The sequence below is a fragment of the Arthrobacter pasteuri genome, assembly GCF_054510955.1.
In genome coordinates this window covers 1,452,025-1,476,255 of record NZ_JBTNDO010000001.1, presented here as the reverse complement: position 1 = coordinate 1,476,255, position 24,231 = coordinate 1,452,025, and the positions used below count along the sequence as shown (strand labels likewise).

Below are 24,231 nucleotides of genomic sequence, written 5' to 3'. Positions count from 1 at the left end.
TCAGGCTCCTGCGAGCGCGGCCGAGGCACGCTGCGTGGCCATCCTGGCGGCGTATGCTGCTGCCGCTTCGCGGACCCAGGCGCCGTCGTCGTGGGCTTTGCGGCGGGTCTGCAGGCGCTGGACGCTGCAGGGGCCCTTGCCGGACACCACGGCCTTGAACTCGTCCCAGTCGAGCTGGCCGTAGTCGTAATGTCCACGATCCTCGTTCCACCTGAGGTCGGGATCGGGCAGGCTCAGCCCCAGCGCCTCGGCCTGCGGGACGATCATGTCCACGAAGCGCTGGCGCAGCTCGTCATTGGAGAAACGCTTGATGTTCCAGGCCATCGACTGCTGGGAGTTGGGGGAGTCCTCATCGGGAGGGCCGAACATCTGCAGGGCCGGGCCGTACGTGCGGTTCACTGCGTCCTGCGCCATCTTCTTCTGTGCGGGCGTTCCGTGGGAGAGCTCGAGCAGGATCTCGAAGCCCTGCCGCTGGTGGAAGGACTCCTCCTTGCAGACGCGCACCATGGCCCGGCCGTAGGGGCCGTAGGAGACGCGGCACAGCGGGACCTGGTTGGCGATGGCGGCGCCGTCGACCAGCCAGCCGATGGCCCCCATGTCGGCCCAGGTGCGGGCCGGGTAGTTGAAGATCGAGGAGTACTTCGCCTTGCCGTCCAGCAACTGCTGGGTGAGGACGTGGCGGGGGGTTCCCAGCGTCTCGGCGGCGGAGTAGAGGTACAGGCCGTGTCCGGCCTCGTCCTGCACCTTGGCCATGAGGATGGCCTTGCGCTTCAGTGAGGGCGCGCGGGAGATCCAGTTACCTTCCGGTTGCATGCCGATGATCTCGGAATGCGCGTGCTGGGAGATCTGGCGGACGAGCGTCCTGCGGTACGCCTCAGGCATCCAGTCCCGTGGCTCGACCCGAGAGTCGGCGGCAATGATGCGGTCGAAGTGCTCCTGCCCGGCACGGTCCTCGTCGGAGGGGGCGGGCTGCTCAGCGGCGGCGGGAACGGAGCGGAGTCCGGGAGTCTGCGTCGTCATGGTGTGCCTTCCGAAGTGGCAGGCCAGCGGACCGACTGACTGACCGTTCGTTCAGGATATAAGGTTCGCAGGGTCACGTCAACGCTCCCAGGCGGCGCAGCCCGTTCTAGACTCGGAGCAACAGGCCCGTCCTTTCCGTCGAAACAGAGGTCCTCATGACGAACGCACCGGCGCCCGCGCCGACGGACACGCCGCGCCGGGGCAGGCCGGGTTACGACCGTGAGACGCTGCTGCGCGTGTGCGTGGACGTCTTCAACCTCCACGGGTACGACGCGACGTCGATGGGAACCCTGGCCGGGCACCTCGGGATCTCCAAGTCCGCCATCTACCACCACGTCTCCTCGAAGGAGGAGATCCTGGAGCAGGCCCTGAACCGGGCCCTCGACGCCCTCGAGGAGGTTCTCGCCTCCGAGAACAGCGCCGCCGTGTCCGAGCTGGAGCGGCTCGAGCACGTGGTGCGGCGGACGGTGTCCGTACTCGTCGAGCAGATGCCCTACGTGACCCTCCTGCTGCGGCTGCGGGGCAACTCGGACGTCGAACTCCGGGCGCTCGAGCGCCGGCGTTCCATCACCGGTCAGGTCGCAGCGTTCATCGAACGGGCCCAGGGAGAAGGCTCGCTGCGCACCGACCTTAGCAGCCGGTCGGCCGCCCGCCTGCTGCTGGGCATGATCAACTCGATCGTCGACTGGTACCGGCCCGAGGCCGGCAAGTCCACCGGCAAGTCCACCGGTGAGCTCGCCGACACCGTCGTCGCGCTCGCCTTCTCCGGGTTGCGCGCTCCGTGACGGGACCGGTACCCGGTTCGATGGCTGGGCCTGCCTGATCAGCCGGCAGGCCAGGTCTTCGCGACCAGGGTCAGCACGTCGTAGGTCGCCACGATCTCATCGCGCTGGTTGTGCAGGGTCGCGTCCCAGCACACCTCTCCGTACTCGTCCGTCACCCGCGGGGTGATCTGCTTGGCCGTCAGGGTCACCCGGATGGCGTCGTCGTAGGTCACGGGCGTGATGAACCGCAGGTTCTCGAGGCCGTAGTTCGCCAGGACGGGACCCGGCGCGGGGTCGACGAACAGCCCCGCAGCCCAGGAGACGAGCAGGTAGCCGTGCGCGACCCGGCGGGGGAAGAACGGGTTGGCTGCAGCAGCCTCCTCGTCGGTGTGTGCGTAGAAGCTGTCGCCGGTCGTCCCGGCGAAATCGCTGATGTCCTCGAGGGTCACCGTGCGGAGGTCGGACGCGAACTGGTCACCGATGCGCAGCTCCTCCAGCGATTTACGGAAGGGATGAACGGCCGTGCCGTCATCCACGCTCTCGCGGGTCACGGTTTCCGCCGCGGCGCCGCGATGCCAGACCCCGGTGACGGCGGTGAGGATGTCCGGCGGACCCTGGATCGCGGTGCGCTGCATGTAGTGCTTGACGCCGCGGACGCCGCCGAGTTCCTCGCCGCCGCCTGCACGCCCTGGCCCGCCGTGGATGAGGTGGGGCATGGGGGAGCCGTGGCCGGTCGACGTCGTGGCGTCCTGCCGGTTCAGGTAATGCAGGCGGCCGTGATGGGCGCTGATGCCGGCGGCGAAGCGGGCTGCGGTAGTGCCGTCATTGGTGCAGACGGTCGCGACGAGTGAGCCGCCGCCGAGGGCTGCCAGGCGCACCGCGTCGTCGATGTCGGTGTAGCCGATGACGCTGGTGACCGGGCCGAAGGCTTCGACGACATGCACTTCCGGCGTCAGTGGATCATCGAAGGACAGGATGGTGACGGGGAAGAAGGCTCCTGCGGCCTCATCGGCGCCCGTCGGGGCGTCCGGACCCCCGAGGCGGATCGTACCGCCGGCTCCCACGAGTCGCTCCACGGCCTTGCGGACTTCGGACTGCTGCTTCTTGGACGCCAGGGCGCCCATCGTGACGCCCTCGGTACGAGGGTCGCCGATCACCACCCGCTGCTGCACCCGCTCCGCGACCGCCGAGACGACGTCCTCGACGCGGTCCCGCGGCACGATGACGCGACGGATGGCGGTGCATTTCTGCCCTGCCTTCGACGTGATCTCGACGAAGACGGCCTTCACGAAGGCGTCGAATTCCGGGGTGTCCGGCGTGGCGTCCGGACCCAGGATGGCGGCGTTGAGCGAGTCAGTCTCCGCGGTGAACCGGATGCCACCGTTGAGGACCCTGTCGGAAGAACGCAGGGCCTGCGCCGTCCCGGCGGATCCGGTGAAGGCCACATGATCCCGGTAGTCGAGGTGATCGAGCAGGTCCCGGGCCGATCCGGAGATCAGCTGCAGCGATCCCTCGGGCAGGATCCCGGAGTCGACCATGAGCCGCACGCAGGTCTCGGTGACGTACCCGGTGGGAGTCGCGGGCTTCACGATGGTCGGCATGCCGGCGAGGAAGGAGGGGGCGAACTTCTCGAGGAAACCCCAGACCGGGAAGTTGAAGGCGTTGATCTGCACGGCGACGCCGGGCATCCGGGAGTACAGGTGCTCGCCCAGGAACGATCCGTCCCTGGACAGCTGCTCGACGGCGCCGTCGATGATGACGTTCGCGTTGGGGAGTTCGCGGCGACCCTTGGAGGAGAAGGTGAAGAGGGTGCCGATTCCGCCGTCCACGTCGAAGAAGTGGTCCTTCAACGTGCCTCCGGTGAGGTAGGAGACGTCGTAGAGCACCTGCTTGTGCTCCGTGAGGTACTGGGCGATCTCCTTGAGCTTGAGCGCTCGTTCGTGGATGGTGTACTCCCCGAGGGAGCGCTGGCCCACCGTGCGCCCGAACTCGATGGCCGCCCTGATGTCGAGCCCGTCCGTCGACACACGGGCGACCGTCTCGCCGGTCGACGCATCCAGAATCTCGGTGACCGTCTGCGGGTTCTCCGGAGTCCACCATCGGCCCCGGATGTAGCTGGGGAGGATGGTCCGGGTTTGGAGTGCCACGGGGGTCCTTTCACTGCGATGTCGGCGGAAGGGGGATCTGGTCGTCGTAGGTGAAGAAGCCCTTGCCGGTCTTGCGGCCCAGTTCTCCGCGATCGACCATGTCCCGCATCAGCTGCGGGGGCTCGAACCGGGGGCCCAGGGTGGAGGCCAGGTACTCCGCGATCCCGAGGCGCACGTCCAGGCCGACGATGTCCGTCAGGGCGAGCGGACCCACCGGGAACCTGTAGCCCAGGACCATGGCGTTGTCGATGTCGGTCGGTGAGGCGACGCCTTCCTCCACCATGCGGATGGCCTCGATGGCGATGGCGACGCCCAGCCGGGACGAGGCGAAGCCGGGCGCATCGTGCACCACGACCGGTGTCTTGCCGAGGTCCCGGACCCACCGCACGGAGAGGTCCCTGAGCTCGGGTGATGTGTGCCTGGAGAGGACGACCTCGACGAGCTTCGATGCCGGTACAGGGTTGAAGAAGTGCAGGCCGCAGAACCGTTCGGGCCGCGCCAGCTGCCCGGCCAGTCCGTCCACGGACAGCGAGGACGTGTTCGTGGCGAGCCATCCGGTGGGGGAGAGGTGGCGTTCGACGTCCTGCAGGGCGGAGACCTTCACGTCCCAGGACTCGGGGACGGCCTCGACGACGAGCCCGGCCTGCGCGAGATCGGCGAGGTCGAGGGAGACCGTGAGCCGGCCCGCGAGCTCCCCGAAGGTGCTGTCCACGGTCCCGCGCTCCACGGAGGCGGCGAGGTCACGCTCGATCCGTCCGCGGGCGATGGTGGCCGCTGCGTCGTCGCGTTCGACCACCGTGACCGTCGAGCCGGCGACGAGGAGGGCGTGCGCAATGCCACCGCCCATCCGGCCTCCGCCGAGGACACCCGTGACAGCCGGGATGGTCGGGATGGTCGGTGCGGAGCTCATTCGTGCTCCTGGTGGGAGGGTTTCCTGCGGTCGAGGAAGGCCTGCATGCGGTCGAACTTTGCCTGGGACTCGAACAGCACGGCCTGGGCGAGCTCGTCGATGTGCGGGTGGGCTGACCGGGGCGCGGCGAACACGCGTTTGGAGATCCGCACGGCGAGGAGATCCTGCCGGGCGATGCGGTCGGCCAGTGCGTGCGCAGCGGCCATGAGGTCGTCGGGGGCATGGAGTTCGGTCACCAGGTGCAGGGCGAGGGCCTCCTCGGCGTCGAGGATCCGCCCCGCGAACAGGATGTCCAGCGCGACGGGCTCGCCGACGAGCTCCTTGAGCCGCCACAGTCCGCCGGCGGCGGCGATGATGCCCAGGCCGGCCTCGGGTTGCCCCAGTCTCAGGTCGGGGGTGGCGATGCGGAAGTCGGCTGCATAGGCCAGCTCCGCGCCTCCGCCCAGGGCGAAGCCGTCGATCGCGGCGATCACGGGCAGGGGCAGCGTGTGGATCCGGTCGAAGATCTGCGAGTTGATCCCGGCCAGGGCGTCGTCGCGGCGCCGTTCCCTGAGCTGGGCGATATCGGCTCCGGAGGCGAAGACCCCTGTGCCGTCGGAGCGGGTGCCGGAGATGATCAGGATTTTCGGCAGGCGCTCCAGGTAGCCGCACACCGTGTGCAGCTCCTCGACCATGGTGGCGTCGATGGCGTTGCGCACTGCGGGGCGGTCGAGGGTGACGGAGAGGCGGTCCTCCCGTTCCTCGATCCGCAGCGTGGTGAACTCTCCACCGAGCTGCCGGTCCGTCACGGCGCCTCCACGAGGAGGGCGGTTCCCTGGCCGACGCCCACGCACAGGGTCGCCAGCCCCCGTGCTGCTCCTTCGCGCTCCATCCGTCCGAGCAGGGTCACCACCAGGCGTGAACCGGACGAACCGAGGGGATGCCCCAGGGCGATGGCCCCGCCGCACCTGTTGACCACGGCAGGGTCCAGCCCCAGGCGCCGGATGCAGGCGAGGGACTGCGTCGCGAAGGCTTCGTTCAGCTCGACTGCACCGAGGTCGTCGATGCTCCAGCCTGCGCGCTCGAGCACTTTCTGCGTGGCAGGGACGGGCCCGAGGCCCATGATGTGCGGGGGGACGCCGGCGGAGGCGCCGTCGATGATGCGCGCCCGCGGAACCAGCCCGTATTTCGTCACGGCGGCCTCGGAGGCGACGAGGATCGCGGAGGCCCCGTCGTTGAGGGAGGAGGAGTTCCCGGCGGTGACCACCGAGCCGTGGGACACGACCGGGCGCAACCCGGCCAGGGCCTCCATCGTCGTGCCGGGGCGCGGGCCCTCGTCGGTATCGACGACGGTCCCGGGCCCTTTCCGCTCCGGAACCGGAACCGGGATGATCTCCTGGTCGAAGGAGCCGGCCTTGATCGCGGCGATCGCCCTGTCGTGGGACGCCACGGCGAAGGCGTCGGCGTCCTCCCGGGTGATGCCGTCGACCCGCGCCACCTCTTCTGCGGTCTCGGGCATCGAGAACGTCATCTTGTCGATCTTCCGGAAGGCGGGATTCGTGAACCGCCAGCCGATGGAGGTGTCGAAGACCTCTCCGGGCTTCGCATAGGCCGTGGTCGGTTTCTCCATCACCCACGGGGCGCGGGACATCGACTCCACGCCGCCGGCGACGACAAGATCCGCCGCTCCGGCCTTCACCATGTGGGAGGCCATCGTGATCGCACTCAGCCCGGAAGCACAGAGCCGATTGACGGTGATCCCGGGCACGGTGTCCCCGAAGCCGGCCAGCAGCCATGCCATACGGGCGACATTCCGGTTCTCCTCACCGGCACCGTTGGCGTTGCCCAGGATGACCTCGTCGACGTCGTGGGGGTCGATCCCGGCGTCGGTCACCACCTGCCGGACCACCAGAGCGGCCAGGTCGTCGGGGCGTTCGCTCGCCAGCGATCCGCCGTACCGTCCGACCGGAGTGCGCCTGCCACCGACCAGGAAGGCTTGGGGAGGTGCAGGCATGAGGTGGCTCCTGTCACGACGGGCTTGGGGTCGCCATCGACTCCTAGTTACTGACCGTTCGTTCACCCGAGAATCCCACGCAGATCAGAGCCCGTCAATACTGGCCATCCTGCCGGCTGGCGTAACAGGGGGATGGGCTCTGTGTGCGGCGGAACCCACTCCAGTACGCTGTCCTACTGTGAAGGTTCTTGTGCTGGGCCCCGGAGGCCGCGAACATGCCATCGTCCGGGCCTTGCTGGCCGACCCACACGTCCGGGAGGTGCACGCGGCCCCCGGCAACGCCGGGATCGCCGAGGACGTTCCGACCCACGACGTCGACGCGAACGACCCCGCCGTCGTGACCGGGCTGGCCCGCCGGCTCGGCTCCGACCTCGTGGTCATCGGCCCCGAGGCCCCGCTCGCCGCCGGCGTCGCGGATGCGCTGCTGGAGGCGGGCATCCCCGTCTTCGGTCCGACGAAGGCCGCGGCCCAGCTCGAGGCGTCCAAGGCGTTCGCGAAGCAGGTCATGGCTGCCGCCGGCGTACCCACGGCGATGGCACGGGTGGCCGCGACGGACGAGGAGGCGAACGAGGCGCTGTGCACCTTCGGCGCCCCTTACGTCGTGAAGGACGATGGGCTCGCCGCCGGCAAGGGCGTCGTCGTCACCGACGACTTCGAGGCGGCCCGTGCGCATGCGTCGGCGTGCTTCGAGGCAGGCGGCAGCGTGGTCATCGAGGAATACCTCGACGGACCCGAGGTCTCGCTGTTCGTCCTCTCCGACGGCAGCACCGTGGTCCCGCTCGCGCCGGCCCAGGACTTCAAGCGCATCTCCGACGGGGACCAGGGCCCCAACACCGGGGGCATGGGCGCCTATTCACCGCTGGAATGGGTTCCCGCAAACCTCGTCGACGAGGTCATCGCACGCGTCGCGCAGCCCGTGATCGACGAGATGGCCCTCCGCGGCACACCCTTCGCCGGTGTCCTCTACGTCGGCCTCGCCCTCACCTCGCGCGGCATGCGGGTCATCGAATTCAATGCACGGTTCGGCGACCCCGAGACGCAGGCGGTGCTCGCCCGGCTGACGACACCGCTCGGGGGGGTGCTGCTCGCTGCCGCGAAGGGCACCCTCGACCAGGTGGATCAGCTCAACTGGTCGCCGAAGACGGCCGTCGCCGTCGTGCTCGCGTCCGAGAACTACCCCGATGCTCCGGCGACCGGGCGCCGCATCCGTGGGCTCAAGAAGGCCGCGAAGGTCGATGGCGCGCACGTGCTGCACGCCGGCACGGCACTCCGCGACGGCAAGGTGGTCAGCGCCGGCGGCCGCGTGCTCGCCGTCGTCGGCCTGGGGGACTCCCTCGAGGACGCGCGGTCCACCGCCTACGAGAGCCTGGAGCTGATCGAGCTCGAGGGTGGCCAGTACCGGACGGACATCGCGCTCAAGGCCTCCCGCTCGGAAGTCACGGTCACCGGGCCCGCGGCGGCTCCGGCATGAGCACCTTCGCCCCCGCCCACCCCGAGCTGCCCGGCTGGCGGCACGTCTACTCCGGCAAGGTCCGGGACCTGTACGAACCGGAGGACGGGCGCGACGACGTCGTCCTCGTCGTCGCGAGCGACCGGATCAGCGCGTACGACCACGTCCTGGCCACGGAGATCCCCGACAAGGGGCGTGTGCTGACGCAGCTCAGCCTCTGGTGGTTCGAGCGGCTCACCGGCATCCCCAACCACGTGATCGCCTCCGACGTAGCCGGCGGTGTGCCTGCCGCCGTCGAGGGCCGGGCCATGATCTGCCGGAAGCTCGCCATGTACCCGATCGAGTGCATCGCCCGCGGCTACCTCACCGGGAGCGGGCTGGTCGAGTACCGGGAGTCGCAGACGGTGTGCTCCCTGCCGCTGCCCGCCGGGCTGGTGGACGGTTCGCGCCTCGAGCCGGCCCTGTTCACGCCGTCGGCCAAGGCCGAGGTGGGCGAGCACGACGAGAACATCAGCTACGACGCCGTCGTCATGACCGTGGGCGACGACGCCGCAGCGCAGCTGCGGTCACTGACGCTCGACATCTACACGAGGGCCGAGGCCATCGCCCGGGAGCGCGGCATCGTCCTCGCGGACACCAAGGTGGAGTTCGGCCTCGACCCCCTCACCGGCCGCATCACGCTCGGGGACGAGGTGCTGACCCCGGACTCCTCGCGATTCTGGGATGCCGCCCTCTATGCACCCGGGCAGGCACAGCCCTCCTTCGACAAGCAGTTCGTGCGCGACTGGCTGACGTCCGACGCCTCGGGCTGGGACCGCCACTCCGAACCGCCGGCCCTGCCGCAGGATGTCGTGGAGCGCACGCGTGCCCGCTACATCGAGGCGTACGAACGGCTGACCGGGCGCACCTTCGCCTGAGGCTCTGCAGGCCTTGCCGTAGCGGGGGCTGGACGGGCACGATGGGGCGTGACCGGAATGTGATCGCCGTCCGGCCCTGGTCGGTACCCGGCCACGGGACGGACCCGGCCGCACTGCACGATGATCGACTGTTCGACCCCTCTCCAGATCTCATGCGACACAGCGCCGTGCGGAACCTCCGGAAGGGGCCCTCGCGTCGCACCAGCGAGGAGCACAGTGAACACCAGCCAGAACACCACGGGCCGATCGACCGCCCGCCGGGCACCACGCGCCGCCGTTGCCGCCGTTGCGGCGGGCATCCTCCTGCTGCCGGGCACCGCCGCCGCCGCAGCCCCTCCCTCGCCGTCCAGCCAGGTGGCCCCCGCCTTCTCCAGGCACCAGGACAGCATCATCCCCCTCCCCGGTGCGTCGGGAGCGGAGGGCATCGCCGCGGGCAGGGGCAACACGTTCTACGCCGGCGACCTCGGCGACGGCGACATCTACCGCGGGGACGTCCGCCGCGGCACGGCCGAACTCTTCATCGACGCACCCGACGGCCGGGTGGCCGTCGGCCTGAAGGCGGACGTCCGCAACGACCTGCTGTTCGTCGCGGGCGGCGCCACGGGTCAGGCCTACGTCTACGACACCCGCACCGGTGCTCCGGTGGCGAACATCCAGCTCACGACCGGTGACGCGTTCATCAACGACGTCACGCTCACGCGGGACGGCGCGTACTTCACCAACTCCCGCAGCGCCGAGCTCTACTTCATCCCGGTGGAACGCGGGGGAGCGCTCGGTGAACTGCAAACCATCGCGTTGTCCGGCCCGGCGGCACTGGTGACGCCGGGGTTCAACCTCAACGGCATCACGTCCGTGGATCGCGGCAGGACGCTGATCGTGGCGCATTCGGCGAACCAGGCCGTCTACACGGTGGATCCGGAGACCGGGGCCAGCGCCGTCATCGCGACGGGGGCGCTGCCGAACGTCGACGGCATCCTCGCCAAGGGCGACACGCTCTACGCCGTCCAGAACAGGATCAACCAGGTCAGCCGGATCGACCTGTCGAAGGATCTCTCCAGCGGTGTGGTCGAGGACGTCATCAGGAGCGATGCGTTCGACGTCCCCACCACGGTGGCCCTCTTCGGCAACACCCTGGCGCTCGCCAATGCGAAGTTCGGCGTCGTCGATCCCGGCGGGTACGAGGTCGTGACCACCGCGGCCCGCTGACCGCGTCCTGCTATGGGAAAGGCCCGCCGGCGTCTGCCGGCGGGCCTTCTTGGTCGGGGTGACAGGATTTGAACCTGCGGCCTCGTCGTCCCGAACGACGCGCGCTACCAAGCTGCGCCACACCCCGGTGTTGCTTCGGAAGGCGTGAACCTCCCGAACAGCAACTGTCCAAGAATAGCCGAGGATCAGCGGCGAGGAAAACCGGACCCGCCGAGCGCACGGCGAATCAGACGAGCGAGTCCTTCCACGCCGCGTGCAGGGTGGCGAAACGCCCCGTTCCGCCGATCAGCTCCGCCGGCGTCCCGTCCTCCACCACCTGGCCGTCGTGCACCACGAGCACGCGGTCGGCGATGGCCACGGTGGAGAGGCGGTGCGCGATGATCAGCGCCGTCCGGGTGCCGAGGAGCTTCTGCAGGCCCTCCTGCACCAGGCGCTCGCTCGGGATGTCGAGCGACGAGGTCGCCTCGTCGAGGATGAGGACGGCCGGATCGGCGAGGAATGCCCGGGCGAAGCTGATGAGCTGCCGCTGCCCCGCGGACACGCGCCCGCCGCGCTTGTTGACGTCCGTGTCGAAGCCCTCGGGAAGCTCGAGGATGAAACCCTCCGCACCCACGGCACGGGCCGCCGCCACGATCTCCTCCCGGCCGGCCCCGGGCCTGCCCAGGGCGATGTTGTCCGCCACGGATCCGCTGAAGAGGAACGCCTCCTGCGTGACCATGACGACGGCGCGCCGCAGGTCCGCCGGCGCGAGGTCGCGGAGGTCCACGCCGTCGAGCGTGAGGACACCCTCCGACACGTCGTAGAAGCGGGCGATCAGCTTGGCGATGGTGGACTTGCCGGCTCCCGTCTGGCCCACCAGGGCGACGGTCTGCCCGGCGCGGATGGACAGGTTCAGGGTAGGCAGCACTACCGGCCCGTCCCCGTAACGGAAACCGACGTCGGAGAACTCGATGGTTCCGCGTGGCTGGGGCAGGGGCACGGGGTTCTTCGGCGGCCGGACGGTGGGCACTTCCTCCAGCAGTCCGGAGACCTTCTCCAGGGCCGCGGCGGCGGACTGGAACGAGTTGTAGAACATGGCCATCTGGTCCACGGGCTGGAAGAAGCGCTTGCTGTAGAGGAGCAGGGCGAGAAGCGCACCCACCTCGAGGGTTCCGCCGAGTACCCGGAACCCGCCGAACACCAGCACGACGGCGACGGTGACGTTGCCGATCAGCACGAGCCCGGGCTGGAAGACACCGTTCAGGTTGATGGAACGGACGGTGACCCGGCGGTAGTCCTCGGCCAGTTCGTCGTACCGGCGTGCATTGCCCGCCTCCCGGCGGAAAGCCTTCACGGCGCGGATGCCGGTCATCGTCTCGATGAAGTGGACGATCAGCTTCGCCGACACCACGCGGGATTCGCGGTAGGCGATCTGTGAGTGCTTCTGGTACCAGCGGGCCAGGAAGAACATGGGGACCGCCGCCGCCAGGATCAGGAGGCCCGTCCGCCAGTCGAGGGCGAAGATCGTGGCGGCGGTGAAGAGCATGAAGATGACGCCCGAGGCGAGTGAGCTGATACCGGAATCGAGCAGCTCCCGCAGCGCATCGAGGTCGGAGGTCTGCCGGGAGATGATCCGCCCGGACGTGTATTTCTCGTGGAACTCGAGGCTCAGCCGCTGCGTGTGGCGGAAGACCCGCAGGCGGAGGTCCAGCAGCATGGCCTGGCTGAGCTGGGCCGTGGCCCGCAGGTAGCCCGCGGTCAGGACAGCGGCGAGTACCGCCGCCACGAGGTAGGTGCCGCCGGCCGCCCACAGCAGGAACGGATCGCCCGCCATCAGGGAGGGCAGGGCGTGGTCGATACCGAAAGCGATGACGGCCGGCCCTGCCACGCGGGCGGCCTGGGAGATGACGACCAGGAGGATGGTCCACAGGAACTGCCGGCGGTTCGGCCGGATGAGCGAGCCCAGCAGCCGGAAGGACCTCGAGCGCACGGACTTGCTCTGCGCCCGATCGAGCAGGACGTCGTCCTCGTTGAGGACGCCGGAGGAAGTCGTTCCCCGTGGCTCCCTGCCATTGTCCCGGGGGACCCCGCCGGGTGCTGCCATGCGGCTCATGCCAGCGCCTCCTCGTCGTCGTGCTCCGGCCGGGCCGCGCGTCCCAGCTGCGCGATCTCCTCGTCGTCGAGGCTGGCGATCACATACCGGTAGTGGTCGTTGCGAGCCAGCAGCTCGGAGTGCGAGCCGACGTCGGCGATGCGGCCGTCCTGCAGGAGCGCGACGCGGTCGGCCAGGGCCACGGTGGACGGCCGATGCGCCACGATCAGCGTGGTCGTCGACCTCAGGACGGCGCGCAGCCCCTCCTCGACGCGTTCCTCGGTCGCGACGTCGAGCGCCGAGAGCGGGTCGTCGAGTACGAGCACCGTGGGGCGCGCGGCGATCGCCCGGGCCAGGGCGATGCGCTGGCGCTGGCCGCCGGACAGGCTCAGGCCCTCCTCGCCGATGAGGGTGTCGAGCCCGTCCGGCAGGGCGAGAGCGAACTGTGCCTGCGCCACCTCCAGCGCCTCGGCGAGGATCCTCTCGGCGTCCGGGCCGGTCGCATCGGAACCCATCAGGACGTTGTCCCGCACGGAGCTGGAGAAGAGGGTCGTGTCCTCGAAGGCGACCGCCACGAGCGTCCGCAGCTCCCCGAGGGTGAAATCGCGCAGATCCACGCCGTCGATCGTGATCCTGCCACCGGTGACGTCGTACAGCCGCGGGACGAGCTGGAGGAGGGTGCTCTTGCCGCATCCCGTGACTCCGACCAGGGCCATGGTCTCGCCGGCCCGCAGGTGCAGGTCGATGCCGTCGAGGACGTCGCCGGCATCGACCTGCGCATCGGGATAGCGGAACTGGACGGACTCGAAGACGACGTCGCCGCGGGGCTCGGCGAGGTGGACGGGCTCGCGCGGATCCGTGATCGTGTTCTCGGAGTCCATGACCTCGTAGTGGCGGTCGATGGCCGTCTTCGCGGTGAAGGTCATGGCGAGCAGCGGGCCGATGAATTCGACCGGTCCTGCAACGGCCGCGGCGGTCGCGAAGAAGGCGACGAGCGCCCCGATGGACACGCTCCCGTCCGCCGCCAGCATGACGCCGACGACGAGGGACGCGCCCAGCGCGAGTTCGGGCAGCAGCGTGACGGTCATCGAGAAATTGGCGAGCGACTTCGCCTTGAAGATCTCGGTCCGGCGCAGTTCCTCCGCCTGCTCCTCGAAGTCCTCCAGCGCCTCGCGGCTGCGCCCGAAGGCCTTCAGGACACGGATGCCGTGGACCGACTCCTCGACCGTGGTGGCGAGGTCGCCGGCCTGGTCCTGGCTCTTCCGGGAGACCCGGCTGTAGGACCTGCGGAAGCGGTAGCCGTAGACCATGAGGGGCACTGCGGCCGCAAGGAAGATCAGGGCGAGCACCCAGCTGGTCAGGAACATGACGGTCACGCCCATGACCACGGTCAGGGAGGTCACCACCAGCATGATGAGCCCGAACGCCATCCAGCGGCGCATGAGGTTCAGGTCGCTCATGGCGCGGGAGAGGAGCTGGCCGCTGCCCCAGCGGTCGTGGAACTCGACCGTCAGATCCTGCAGGTGGCGGTAGAAGGACGTGCGCATGCTCGTCTCCACCGCTGTGGCCGGCGTGATGACGAATTGCCGCCGCAGCGCCACGAAGGTCGCCTCGAGGACTCCCAGCAGGAGGACGACGCCGGATGCGATCCACACCGTGCGTGCGGATCCGCCCTCCGCCAGGGCGTCATTGATCAGGACACGCAGCACCTGGGGGATGGCGAGCGCCATGACACTCGCACCGAGGGCGCAGAGCAGGCCGAGGAGCAGTCTCGGGATGATCGGCCGGACGTGCGGGTACAGCCGTCCGAGCGATTGCCACAGTGTGTTCTGGTTCTTCATGCCAACTCTTCGGTGGTTGTTGGTGTCCCTCAGCAACCATGCTAGGGCAGGGCGGTTGTTCCACCGACCACATCCCGTGAACCCGAAGAAGCAGGGAGATGCCGGCTAGCGGGAACTCCGGGGAGTAAGCGTCAGGAGCACTGCTTCAGGCCGGCATGCGAACCGGATCGGCGCGAAACGCGAGGTTCCGATGCCTGCGGAGACGTTCAGCGGCACGGTGCGGCCGCTGGAGTCCCACTGGGTCAGTCCGCGGGCACGCCAGGTCGGCAGGTCGCAGTTGCTGACGAGTGCTCCGTAGCCCGGGATGCACACCTGGCCGCCATGCGTGTGGCCGGCGAGGATCAGGTCCGCTCCGCCGTCGGTGAAGTAGTCGAGGACGCGCTGGTAGGGTGCGTGCGCGACGGCGACCCGGACGTGCGGGGCGTCGGCCGAGGTGCTGCTTCCGGCAGGGTAGGCAGCGTACCGGTCGCGGCCGAGGTGCGGATCATCGACTCCCGTGAAGTCGATGCGCATGTTCCGGAAGCCGATGGACTGCGCCCTGTTGGTCAGGTCGATCCAGCCGGCGGCGCCGAAGGCGCTGAACAGGTCGGCCCAGGGAAGGTCCTGGGGGTCCTTCGGGGTGATCGACGGCCCTGCGAAGTACCGCAGCGGGTTCTTGAACACCGGAGCGTAGTAGTCGTTGGATCCCGGCACGAAGACGCCCGGAACCCTCATCAGCGGCTCGAGTGCCTCGAGCAGCGGACCGACGGCTTTCTTGGAGCTGAGGTTGTCGCCCGTGTTGACAACGAGGTCGGGCTTCAGGCTCGCCAGGCTGGAGAGCCAGTCGGCCTTGGACTTCTGTCCGGGAACCATGTGGATGTCCGACAGGTGGAGGACCCGCAGGATAGCGGCGCCCTGCGGGAGGATCGGAACCGTCTCCTCCCGCAGCTGGTACAGCGTGCGCTCGACCACCGATGCGTAGGCGAGGGTTGCGGCTGCGGTGGTCAGGGTGAGCCCTGCCGCCCAGCCGAGCGGTGCCCCGCTCCGGGTTGTCTGAGTCGATTTCACGCTAGCTGCTTCCTCCGTCGTCGTCCGCCTATCCCCCAGTGGTACCACCGGTGGAGTCGCCCGTGCCAGTCCCACCGTTATTGGTGCCGGGCGTGGCGGGAACCGCCGTGCGGGACGCACCGGGGATCGGGCGCTGGGGGCCGTTGATCATGTTGGCCGGAGGGTTGGCGAACGGCGCTCCCACGTACAGGCCGGGGATCTGCTGCATGAAGCGTGCCCAGGACGGTCCCGCGATGAGTGAGCCGTCGATCTCGGGGTAGACCTGCCCGCCGATCTGCAGGCCGCCGAGCGAGCTGGTGTCGCCCTCGCCCTGCCAGTTCCCGACCCAGCTGGCGGTGACCATGCCGGAGTTGTAGCCCATGAACCAGGTCTGCGAGCGTGCATCGTTGGTACCGGTCTTGCCCGCCATGGGGATGTCCCCGTATTCGAGGAGCTGCCCCGAACCGTTCGTCATGACGCGCTGCGTGGCGTAGTTGACCCCGCGCGCAACGTCCTGGGAGATCTTCCGCTCACAGGACACGGCGGGGACGGGGTAGCTCTTCCCGTCCACGGCGGTCACCTCGGTGAGTGCACGGGGGTCGCAGACGACGCCCTCGTTGGCGAAGCCCGAGTACGCCTTGGCCATCGACATGGGTGCGGCCTCGCCGCCGCCGCCGATCAGGGCCGACGGCTGGAAGCCGAACTTCGCTTCCTCGCCCTCGGAGCTCTTCGCCTGGTGGACGCCGAGGTCGTAGGCGATGTCGCGGATCCTGCAGAGATCGAGCTGCTTGGCGCTGGCCATCGTCAGGGTGTTCAGCGACTGCGCGAGTCCGTCCAGGACGCTGGTGAAGCGGTAGTTGATGTCACCGTAGTTCTGCGGCGTGTAGCCGTCCTCTTCCTGGATCAGGAACTTCCCGCCCTGCGCGCAGCTCGCCTTCCACTCGTCGAACTGGCGGTAGGTCTTCTTGGTGCCGTCGAGGACCTGGTTCAGGCTCTTCCCGTCCTCCACCCACGCTGCCACGGTGAACGGCTTGTAGGTCGAGCCCGGCTGGAACCCGCCGCCGCCACCGAGGCTCTTCGACGGGTCCCCGCCGTCGAACTGGTCGACGTTGAAGTTCAGCACGGTGTTGCCCTGGCCCGCTTCGGGGTTGTACCGGGTGTTCTGCGCCATGGACAGGATGTTGCCGGTCTTCGGGTCGAGGCTGATCATCGTGTGCCCCACCTTGCCGTCCGTGGTGTCCGGATTCGCCGTCTCGGTGACGGCGGTCTGCGCCGCGGCCTGGACGCGGGAGTCGAGCGTCGTCTTGATCGTCAGGCCCGAGCGGAACAGGACCTTCTCGCGGTCCTCCACGGTCTCGCCGTAGGCGGGATCGTTCATGATGAGATGCGTGACGTAGTCGCAGAAGTAGGGGGCCTGTGCGGCGCCGACGCAGCCGCTCAGGGTCGGGCTGATGTTCAGCCCGAGGTCCGTGGCGAGGGCGGCGTCGTGCTGCTCCTGCGTGATCTTGCCGCGGGTCAGCATGGCGTCGATGACGAGGTTGCGGCGCTGCAGCGCCCCCTCCGGGTTGGACTCGGGGCTGTAGGCGCTCGGGCCGTTCACCAGACCGGCGAGCAGCGCGCTCTGCTGGATGTTGAGGTCCTTGGCGTCGACGTTGAAGAAGTACTTCGAGGCAGCCTGGACGCCGTAGGTGGTGCCGCTGAACGGCACGATGTTCAGGTAGCCCTCGAGGATCTCGTCCTTGCTGAGCTCCTTCTCGACGGCGATGGCGAGCTTCATCTCGCGGAGCTTGTCGCCCACGGTCTTTCCGCCACCACTGAGCGTGAGGGTCCCGCCGTTCTGGCGGGCGGTATCGATCAGGACGTTGTTGACGAACTGCTGCGTGATGGTCGACGCGCCGCGCTGCGTGCCGTTCGAGACGTTGCTGGCGATCGCGCCGAGGATGCCCTCGAGGTCCACACCGCCGTGCTCGTAGTAGCGGTAGTCCTCGATGGAGATCAGCGCGTCGCGCATGGTCGGCGACACCTGGTCGAGCGTCACCGGCTGGCGGTTCTCCTCGTAGAGGGTCGCGATGAGGGACCCGTCAGTCGCCACGATCTTGGTGGGCTGGGCGAGCGCCTCGCGCTCCAGCTCGGCCGGGAGTTCCTCGAAGAACTGGATCGAGGCGGAGGCTCCCGTCCCCGCCGCGGCAGCCACGGGTACGAGCAGGCCCGCGGCGAGCACGCCGGCGAGCCCGCTGATGCCGAGGAATGCCATGATCCTGCCGAAGGTGGTTGCCGTGTCGAACAGGGGTGATTTGCGCGCAGCCATTATCCCAGTTTACAAGCACGCGCTAGGCTTTCCCCATGAAGAAATGGGAGTACTCTACGATTCCGCTCATCATCCACGCAACGAAGCAGATCCTCGACCAGTGGGGCGACGATGGGTGGGAGCTCGTGCAGGTGGTCCCCGGGCCGGACGGAAACGGCCTCGTCGCGTACCTCAAGAGGGAGAAGAACTAGCGGTGTCTGCTGGAAATACAGCGGTTTCGGCGGTCGAGGTGCGCCTCGCGGACCTCGGGATCACGCTCCCCGAGGTGGCTCCGCCGGTCGCCTCCTACATCCCTGCGGTCGTCACCGGCAGCTACGTGTACACCTCCGGCCAGCTGCCGTTCATTAACGGCAAACTCCCAGCTACGGGCAAGGTCGGCGCGGCCGACGGCGGTGTCGATGCCTCAACGGCTGCCTCCCTTGCCGCCACCTGCGCGGTCAACGCGCTGGCGGCGATCAAGAGCCAGATCGGCGACCTGGACCGCATCACCCGCATCGTGAAGGTCGTGGGCTTCGTGGCGTCCGACCCCTCGTTCACCGGGCAGCCCGCCGTCATCAACGGCGCCTCCGACCTGCTCGGAGCCGTCCTCGGCGACGCCGGCGTCCATGCCCGCTCCGCCGTCGGCGTCGCCGTCCTTCCCCTCGACTCACCCGTAGAGGTCGAACTCCTCGCGGAGTTCGTCTAGGCCGTGGACCGCGTCAGCACCAGGCTCTTCCCCGTGCCTCCCGACCAGCGCACGGCAGCTGAGAGCTGGATCGAACACGGGGAGCGCACCCCCCTGAAGGCCCGGCCGGCGTCGTCGGTGGTCCTCCTGCGCGACACCGCGATCGGCACGGAGACGTATCTCTCCTACCGCCGGGGGCAGTCGCCGCTCGGCGTCATCGGGTTCCCGGGCGGAAGCATCGAGGAGTCCGACGACGACGACCTCCCGTGGTTCGGGCCCACTCCGTCGATGTGGGCGAAGACCCTCGGCGTCGAGGACCACCGGGTGGCCCGGCGGCACGTGCTCTGCGCCATCCGCGAGCTGTTCGAGGAGACCGGTGTGCTCCTCGCCGGCCCCGATGCCTCCTCGATGGTGGAGGGCACGCAGGCCAAGGAATGGATGAAGGCCCGGGAGGCCATCAACGAGGGTGAGAGCCGCTTCTCGGAGATCCTCGCCCGCCGCGGCATGGGCGTCCGCACGGACCTCATCAAGCCGCTCTCGCACTGGCTCACCCCCGATTTCGCCCACCGCCGTTTCGACACGCACTACTTCGCCGCGGCGCAGCCCGTGAACCAGGAGCCCAGCATCCTCGAGAGCAAGGGCGTGTGGGGCCAGTGGCGCTGGGCTGCGCAGGAGATCGCGAACCGGGACACGACGAGGCTCGGAGACGAAGTGGGCCAGGCGAACACCGTGGGCCGCACGCTCGGCGAGCTCGCGGTGCCGGCGGTCGAGATCATCCTCGAGAAGATCGGCTCCTCGCGCGGCTGTATCGCCTACCTCTCGCACAAGCGCCCCGTGAAGATCTACCACCCGCAGCTCTCCGAGCACGACGGCGACCTCGTGCTGCAGGTCGAGTGTCCGAAGCTCAGCGAGGGCGGCTCGGTCCAGCGGGGTCGGTGACCGGCCCGTCCCGCCGGGACGGCAGAGAAGACGGCTCTCGTCGCCCCGCGGCGGTCGCACCTGTCGTCCCGGCCCGCAGCGGATCGCACACCAGGAGCCCCTGGACGACGAAGAAGGCACCTGCCCGCGGGCAGGTGCCTTCTTCGTCAGGTAGGAGTCAGCGGCTTCGCTGGCGCAGCCGCTGGATGTCGAGGATGACCACGGCGCGGGCCTCCAGGCGGAGCCAGCCGCGCTGCACGAACTCGGCAAGGGCCTTGTTGACCGTCTCGCGGGAGGCGCCGACAAGCTGGGCCAGTTCCTCCTGGGTGAGCTCATGGGCAACGAGGATCCCGTCGGTCGCGGGCCGGCCGAAGCGGTCTGCGAGGTCGAGCAGGGCCTTCGCCACGCGGCCGGGAACATCGGAGAACACGAGGTCGGCGAGGGACTCGTTGGTGCGGCGCAGCCGTCGGGCGAGTGCCTGCAGCAGCTGGGCCGAGACCTCGGGACGGGTCTCGAGCAGCGTGCGGAGGTTCTCGTTCTTGAGGCCGGCCAGGCGTGTCTCCGAGACTGCGGTGGCGGTCGCGGTGCGCGGGCTCGGGTCGAACAGTGCCATCTCGCCGAACAACTCGCCGGGGCCGAGGATCGCCAGGAGGTTCTCGCGGCCGTCCTGGGCGGTGCGGCCCAGCTTGATCTTGCCGGAGACGATGAAGTACAGCTGGTCGCCCTGGTCACCCTCACGGAACACCGACGAGCCGCGGGGGAGGTCCACTTCGATCAACTCGTCGGTGAGTGCGGCGAAGACATCGTCTCCCAATGATGCGAAGAGGGGCGCCCGGCGCAGTACCTCGATATCCATGAATTCTCCTGATGCGTCTCTGATGCGTCTCGATGCGGCGGTCCGCGCTGTATTCTCCTCTCCATCTTGCCGTACTGGAGCGGATGTGACGACAGATACGCGCTCCGGGGACCCGTATTCCCGCTCCATGCCCGCTGCCGCACCCTTCCTTCCCACCGTGCTCCCATGCTTCGCGGCTAGAATCGCTCGCAGTGCCGGGAGGTGGGCCACCTTCCGTCGTCCATAGCCAGGGGAGAATAGACGTGCCGGAATTGAATCTCGCGGGGTTCACCCTCCTCGACGTCATCCTGGCGGTGATCCTCCTCGGGTACCTCGTGAGCGGGATCCGGAAGGGGTTCCTGGTCACGCTCGGGGGCATCGCGGGTTTCGTCGCGGGTGCGGTCGCGGCGTTCTTCGCGATCCCCCTCGTCAGCGAATGGGTCCCGGACAATCCCTGGCGGCTGATCGCCGTCATAGCGACGGTGATCGTCCTCGTCCTCGTGGGCCAGGCGGTCGGTTCCGCGCTCGGTGCGTCCATCCGCCGCTGGTCCGACTTCCCGCCGCTGCGGCTCGTCGACCGCCTCCTCGGCGGCGCGGTGAACGTCGTGGTCGCCGCGCTCGTCCTCTCGATGCTCGCCTTCAGCGTGGGAACCCTCGGCGTCCCGTTGGTGTCCCAGCAGCTCTCGTCCTCGCAGGTGATCCGTGGAATCGATACGGCGACACCGGGTCCGGTGCGGTCGTGGATGGCGCAGCTGCGGACGATCGCCGTCGACGACGGCATCCCCACGCTGCTCGAGGGCGTCGCGCCCGTGCCTGCGCAGGTACCGGACGCATCGGTGGACACTCCCGAACTCGCCGCTGCGGCCGCCTCCGTGGTCCGCATCACCGGCACGGCCTACCAGTGCGGCCAGAACCAGACGGGATCGGGTTTCGTCGTCGCTCCTGGCAGGGTCATCACGAACGCCCACGTCGTCGCCGGGGTGAACGAGCCCGTCGTCGAGGTGCCCGGCGGAGGCGCCCTGCCGGGCCGGGTGGTGCAGCTCGACATGGCGCGCGACATCGCCGTGATCGCCGTCGACGACCTCCAGGCGGCCGCGCTGCCGCTCGGCGACGAACTGGCCAATGGGACGACGGCCGCCTTCGCGGGGTATCCGGCCGGCGGGCCGTACCGGATCCAGCCCGCCAGCGTCCAGGGCCTCTCGCCCGTGCTCGTGAACAACATCTACGGTGCGGACCCCCAGCCCCTCCAGGTCTACAGTCTGGCCGCTAACGTGCAGCAGGGGAACTCGGGCGGACCGCTGCTCGACCTGCAGGGCCGCGTGGCCGGCGTCGTGTTCGCCAAGTCCACGGCGGACGCCCCCGTCGGCTATGCACTCTCGCTCGAGGAGCTGCGCCCGGTCGCCGAGAGTGCCGCAGGACTGAGCGACTCCGTCTCGGCCGGACAGTGCACGCGGGGCTGAATAGTCGCGCTGGTACGCTTCAGCGCATACTTCGCACTTCCATGAAGGGGACATCATCTCCAGATCAGACGCCCCTGCCGCGAGGGTCCGAGTGACCACGCCGCCGGTGTTCATGTACCACTCCATCAGCCCGTCGAGCCTGCCGGATCCACACCGGCTGCGGGTCCACCCGGACAGGCTGGACCGGCACCTGAGGCTGCTGCGGCGGCTGGGCTTGCGCGGAGTGTCCCTCTCGGAGTTGCTGCGTGCGCAGGACCAGGGGAAGGCCCGGGGTCTCGTCGGGCTCACCTTCGACGATGGTTACACCGACTATCTGGAGCACGCCCTCCCGGCCCTGCTGCGCCACGGGATGACCAGCACGCTGTATGCGGTCGCCGGTCGCATCGGCGGCAGTAACGAGTGGGACGACGGCCCCCGCCTTGGCCTGCTGGACCGCGACCAGTTGCGCGCCGTTGCGGCCGCCGGCCAGGAGGTGGGCAGCCACACCATGACCCATCCCCACCTCGCCGGCGCCGGTGCGGACGTCCTGATCGCGGAGATCGGCGGCAGCCGTGAGGTCCTGCAGGACCTCCTGCAGGCCGAGATCGCGAGCTTCTGCTACCCCTACGGCGAGTTCGACGACGCCGCCGCCGCAGCCGTGCGCGCGGCAGGCTACGACCACGGCTGCGTGATCGGGGACTACGAGCCGGGCGACCGGTTCACCCTGCCGCGCTGCTACATCAGCCCGCGTGACACGTCCGCCCACCTGATCGCCCGCATGGTGCGGCACTCGGTGCGCCTGCGGCTGCACTGACTGGCTCTCCTGTTTCGGCGGGATTACGTCGCCGTTTCACCTGCCGCACGTACCACTCGCGATGCCAAATCGTAACCAGTTGGGCCTGGAAAATACCGCTGGCGGCCCTCGCGGAAGTTAGGCTCGTCACACGGATCAGCGCGCTCGCCGCTGTGGTCCCCACGGCTACCGGTACATCCGGTAGGAATCACTCGTTCACCAGGGAGCAACACATGTCTAACAAAGGCACTTCCGTGCGCGGCGCAGGATTCGCGAGAAAACGCGCTGCGCTCACCGCCGGATTCTCCATCGCCGCACTCCTCCTCACCGGCTGCGTGCAGAGCCAGCGCGAGGAGAACACCGGCACCGAGGGCGAGGCCGCCGTCGACTCCACCTTCGTCTTCGCCGCGTCCGCCGACCCGAAGTCCCTCGACCCCGCGTTCGCCAGTGACGGCGAGTCCTTCCGCGTCAGCCGCCAGATCTTCGAGGGCCTCGTCGGCGTCAAGGAAGGCACCCCCGACCCCGAGCCCCTGCTCGCGGAGTCGTGGGAGACCTCCGAGGACGGCCTCTCGACGACCTTCACACTGAGGGAAGGCGTCAAGTTCCACGACGGCACCGACTTCAACGCCGACGCCGTCTGCTTCAACTTCGACCGTTGGTACAACTGGACGGGCCTCCAGCAGGCGCCGACCGTTTCCACCTACTACAACGACCTGTTCCGCGGCTTCGCCGACAAGCCGGAGAACGCCATCTATGAGTCCTGTGAAGTGAACGGAGACAATGAAGTCACCGTCAACCTCGCCAAGCCCTTCGCCGGGTTCGTCCCCGCACTCTCCCTCCCCGCTTTCTCCATGCAGAGCCCCACGGCCCTCGAGGAGTACAAGGCAGACGAGATCGGCGGCTCGGCGGAATCCCCGAAGCAGAGCGAATACGCGACGGCCCACCCCGTCGGCACCGGCCCGTTCAAGTTCGACTCCTGGAACGTCGGACAGCAGCTCGAGCTGTCGATCTTCGAGGACTACTGGGGAGAAAAGGGACAGATCACCAACACGATCTTCCGGATCATCGACGACCCACAGGCCCGCCGCCAGGCCCTGGAGGCCGGAACGATCGACGGGTACGACCTCGTCGCGCCGGCCGACGTCCAGTCACTGAAGGACGCCGGCTACAACGTCGTCGCCCGCGATCCGTTCACCATCCTGTACCTGGGCTTCAACCACAAGATCGAGCAGCTCGCCAACCCCAAGGTGCGCGAAGCCATCGCCTACGCCATCGACAAGCAGGCTCTGGTCGACCAGACTCTTCCCGAAGGCACCAAGGTCGCAACCCAGTTCATCCCCGACGTCGTCGACGGCTACAACGAAGAGGTCGAGACGTACGACTTCGATCCGGAGAAGGCCAAGGAGCTCCTCGCCGAAGCCGGCTACCCCGACGGGTTCGAAATCCAGTTCAACTACCCGACGAACGTCTCCCGTCCCTACATGCCCACCCCGGAACAGGTTTTCACCAACCTCCAGGCGCAGCTCGCCGACGTCGGGATCACGGTCACCCCGGCACCCGCTGCCTGGTCGCCCGACTACCTCGACCAGGTCCAGGGAACCGAGGACCACGGCCTGCACCTGCTCGGCTGGACTGGCGACTACAACGACACGGACAACTTCGTGGGCGTGTTCTTCGGCCAGGAGAAGCCGGAATTCGGCTTCAACAACCCCGAGCTGTTCGCCGCACTGAGCGAGGCGCGCGGCATGAGCGACCGCGACGAGCAGACCAAGGCATACGAGGACATCAACGAGCAGATCGCCGAGTTCATCCCGGCCATCCCGCTGGCGCACCCGGCTCCTTCGCTGGCGTTCAACGAGCGCGTCACGTCTTACCCCGCCAGCCCCGTCAATGACGAGGTCTTCAACAACATCGAGCTCAGCAAGTAGC

At 68.7% G+C, this 24,231-nt stretch carries 20 protein-coding genes and 1 tRNA gene; 10 read left to right on the top strand and 11 right to left on the bottom strand.

The annotated features are described in order from the left end of the window. Complete coding sequence (gene paaA, locus ACX80H_RS06940) at positions 1-1,020, bottom strand: 1,2-phenylacetyl-CoA epoxidase subunit PaaA (protein ID WP_459312036.1); 1,020 nt, start codon at positions 1,018-1,020, stop codon at positions 1-3. Positions 1,021-1,175: 155 nt separating this feature from the next. On the opposite strand from paaA, the gene ACX80H_RS06935 reads away from it, so the two are divergent. Then, a complete protein-coding gene (locus tag ACX80H_RS06935; RefSeq protein WP_459312034.1) occupies positions 1,176-1,805 on the top strand; it encodes a TetR/AcrR family transcriptional regulator in 630 nt (209 codons plus the stop codon). 38 nt (positions 1,806-1,843) lie between these two features. Here the strand turns inward: ACX80H_RS06935 and paaZ are convergent, their stop codons facing one another. Genes paaZ through ACX80H_RS06915 form a run of 4 tightly spaced genes read right to left on the bottom strand, consistent with a single transcriptional unit; the run spans position 1,844 to position 6,834 of the window. Continuing rightward, positions 1,844-3,931 (bottom strand): phenylacetic acid degradation bifunctional protein PaaZ, encoded by a 2,088-nt coding sequence (paaZ, locus tag ACX80H_RS06930; RefSeq protein ID WP_459312032.1) that lies wholly within the window; start codon positions 3,929-3,931, stop codon positions 1,844-1,846. Positions 3,932-3,941: 10 nt separating this feature from the next. Next, complete coding sequence (locus ACX80H_RS06925; protein ID WP_459312030.1) at positions 3,942-4,841, bottom strand: 3-hydroxyacyl-CoA dehydrogenase family protein; 900 nt, start codon at positions 4,839-4,841, stop codon at positions 3,942-3,944. Continuing rightward, positions 4,838-5,629 carry an enoyl-CoA hydratase/isomerase family protein gene (locus ACX80H_RS06920; RefSeq protein ID WP_459312028.1) on the bottom strand — a complete coding sequence of 264 codons (792 nt, stop codon included), beginning with the start codon at positions 5,627-5,629 and terminating at the stop codon, positions 4,838-4,840. Before ACX80H_RS06920 ends, ACX80H_RS06925 begins: the two co-directional genes overlap by 4 nt. Continuing rightward, complete coding sequence (locus tag ACX80H_RS06915; RefSeq protein WP_459312026.1) at positions 5,626-6,834, bottom strand: thiolase family protein; 1,209 nt, start codon at positions 6,832-6,834, stop codon at positions 5,626-5,628. Before ACX80H_RS06915 ends, ACX80H_RS06920 begins: the two co-directional genes overlap by 4 nt. 178 nt (positions 6,835-7,012) lie before the next feature. Between ACX80H_RS06915 and purD the strand changes: the two genes are divergently transcribed. The 3 genes from purD (at position 7,013) to ACX80H_RS06900 (ending at position 10,407) form a co-directional block, all read left to right on the top strand. Next, positions 7,013-8,305: a phosphoribosylamine--glycine ligase gene (purD, locus tag ACX80H_RS06910; RefSeq protein ID WP_459312024.1), complete on the top strand. Its 1,293-nt coding sequence runs from the start codon at positions 7,013-7,015 to the stop codon at positions 8,303-8,305. After that, positions 8,302-9,201, top strand: a complete 900-nt coding sequence (locus tag ACX80H_RS06905; RefSeq protein ID WP_459312022.1) for a phosphoribosylaminoimidazolesuccinocarboxamide synthase — start codon at positions 8,302-8,304, stop codon at positions 9,199-9,201. Before purD ends, ACX80H_RS06905 begins: the two co-directional genes overlap by 4 nt. A 216-nt stretch (positions 9,202-9,417) precedes the next feature. Beyond that, the gene (locus ACX80H_RS06900; RefSeq protein ID WP_459312020.1) at positions 9,418-10,407 is read left to right on the top strand and encodes an NHL repeat-containing protein; all 990 of its coding nucleotides are present in this window, start codon (positions 9,418-9,420) and stop codon (positions 10,405-10,407) included. A gap of 50 nt (positions 10,408-10,457) precedes the next feature. On the opposite strand, the gene ACX80H_RS06895 is transcribed toward ACX80H_RS06900, so the two are convergent. From ACX80H_RS06895 to ACX80H_RS06875, 5 genes are all read right to left on the bottom strand, one after another. After that, a tRNA-Pro gene (locus ACX80H_RS06895) sits at positions 10,458-10,534 on the bottom strand. A 99-nt stretch (positions 10,535-10,633) separates the two neighbouring features. After that, on the bottom strand, positions 10,634-12,490 hold the full coding sequence (locus ACX80H_RS06890; RefSeq protein ID WP_459313380.1) for an ABC transporter ATP-binding protein: 1,857 nt from the start codon (positions 12,488-12,490) through the stop codon (positions 10,634-10,636). Positions 12,491-12,495: 5 nt separating this feature from the next. Then, positions 12,496-14,319, bottom strand: coding sequence for an ABC transporter ATP-binding protein (locus ACX80H_RS06885; RefSeq protein ID WP_459312018.1), 1,824 nt, complete (start codon positions 14,317-14,319; stop codon positions 12,496-12,498). A 105-nt stretch (positions 14,320-14,424) separates the two neighbouring features. After that, positions 14,425-15,366, bottom strand: a complete 942-nt coding sequence (locus tag ACX80H_RS06880; protein WP_459312016.1) for a metallophosphoesterase — start codon at positions 15,364-15,366, stop codon at positions 14,425-14,427. Between the two features lie 28 nt (positions 15,367-15,394). Next, positions 15,395-17,653, bottom strand: a complete 2,259-nt coding sequence (locus tag ACX80H_RS06875) for a transglycosylase domain-containing protein (protein ID WP_459312014.1) — start codon at positions 17,651-17,653, stop codon at positions 15,395-15,397. 35 nt (positions 17,654-17,688) lie between these two features. Between ACX80H_RS06875 and sp36 the strand changes: the two genes are divergently transcribed. Genes sp36 through ACX80H_RS06860 form a run of 3 tightly spaced genes read left to right on the top strand, consistent with a single transcriptional unit; the run spans position 17,689 to position 19,256 of the window. After that, on the top strand, positions 17,689-17,844 hold the full coding sequence (gene sp36, locus ACX80H_RS06870) for a Sp36 family protein (RefSeq protein ID WP_298253797.1): 156 nt from the start codon (positions 17,689-17,691) through the stop codon (positions 17,842-17,844). Positions 17,845-17,846: 2 nt separating this feature from the next. Further along, the gene (locus ACX80H_RS06865; RefSeq protein WP_459312012.1) at positions 17,847-18,338 is read left to right on the top strand and encodes a RidA family protein; all 492 of its coding nucleotides are present in this window, start codon (positions 17,847-17,849) and stop codon (positions 18,336-18,338) included. Between the two features lie 3 nt (positions 18,339-18,341). Further along, entirely contained in the window at positions 18,342-19,256 is a 915-nt protein-coding gene (locus tag ACX80H_RS06860; RefSeq protein WP_459312010.1) for an NUDIX hydrolase, read from the top strand. Positions 19,257-19,413: 157 nt separating this feature from the next. Here ACX80H_RS06860 and ACX80H_RS06855 read toward each other — a convergent pair whose 3' ends face one another. Continuing rightward, complete coding sequence (locus tag ACX80H_RS06855) at positions 19,414-20,091, bottom strand: Crp/Fnr family transcriptional regulator (RefSeq protein WP_087028341.1); 678 nt, start codon at positions 20,089-20,091, stop codon at positions 19,414-19,416. A gap of 242 nt (positions 20,092-20,333) precedes the next feature. Between ACX80H_RS06855 and ACX80H_RS06850 the strand changes: the two genes are divergently transcribed. From ACX80H_RS06850 to ACX80H_RS06840, 3 genes are all read left to right on the top strand, one after another. Beyond that, on the top strand, positions 20,334-21,530 hold the full coding sequence (locus ACX80H_RS06850; RefSeq protein ID WP_459312008.1) for a MarP family serine protease: 1,197 nt from the start codon (positions 20,334-20,336) through the stop codon (positions 21,528-21,530). 91 nt (positions 21,531-21,621) lie between these two features. Then, positions 21,622-22,323, top strand: a complete 702-nt coding sequence (locus tag ACX80H_RS06845) for a polysaccharide deacetylase family protein (protein ID WP_459312006.1) — start codon at positions 21,622-21,624, stop codon at positions 22,321-22,323. Positions 22,324-22,556: 233 nt separating this feature from the next. After that, positions 22,557-24,230: an ABC transporter substrate-binding protein gene (locus ACX80H_RS06840; protein ID WP_459312005.1), complete on the top strand. Its 1,674-nt coding sequence runs from the start codon at positions 22,557-22,559 to the stop codon at positions 24,228-24,230. Position 24,231: the final 1 nt, after the last annotated feature.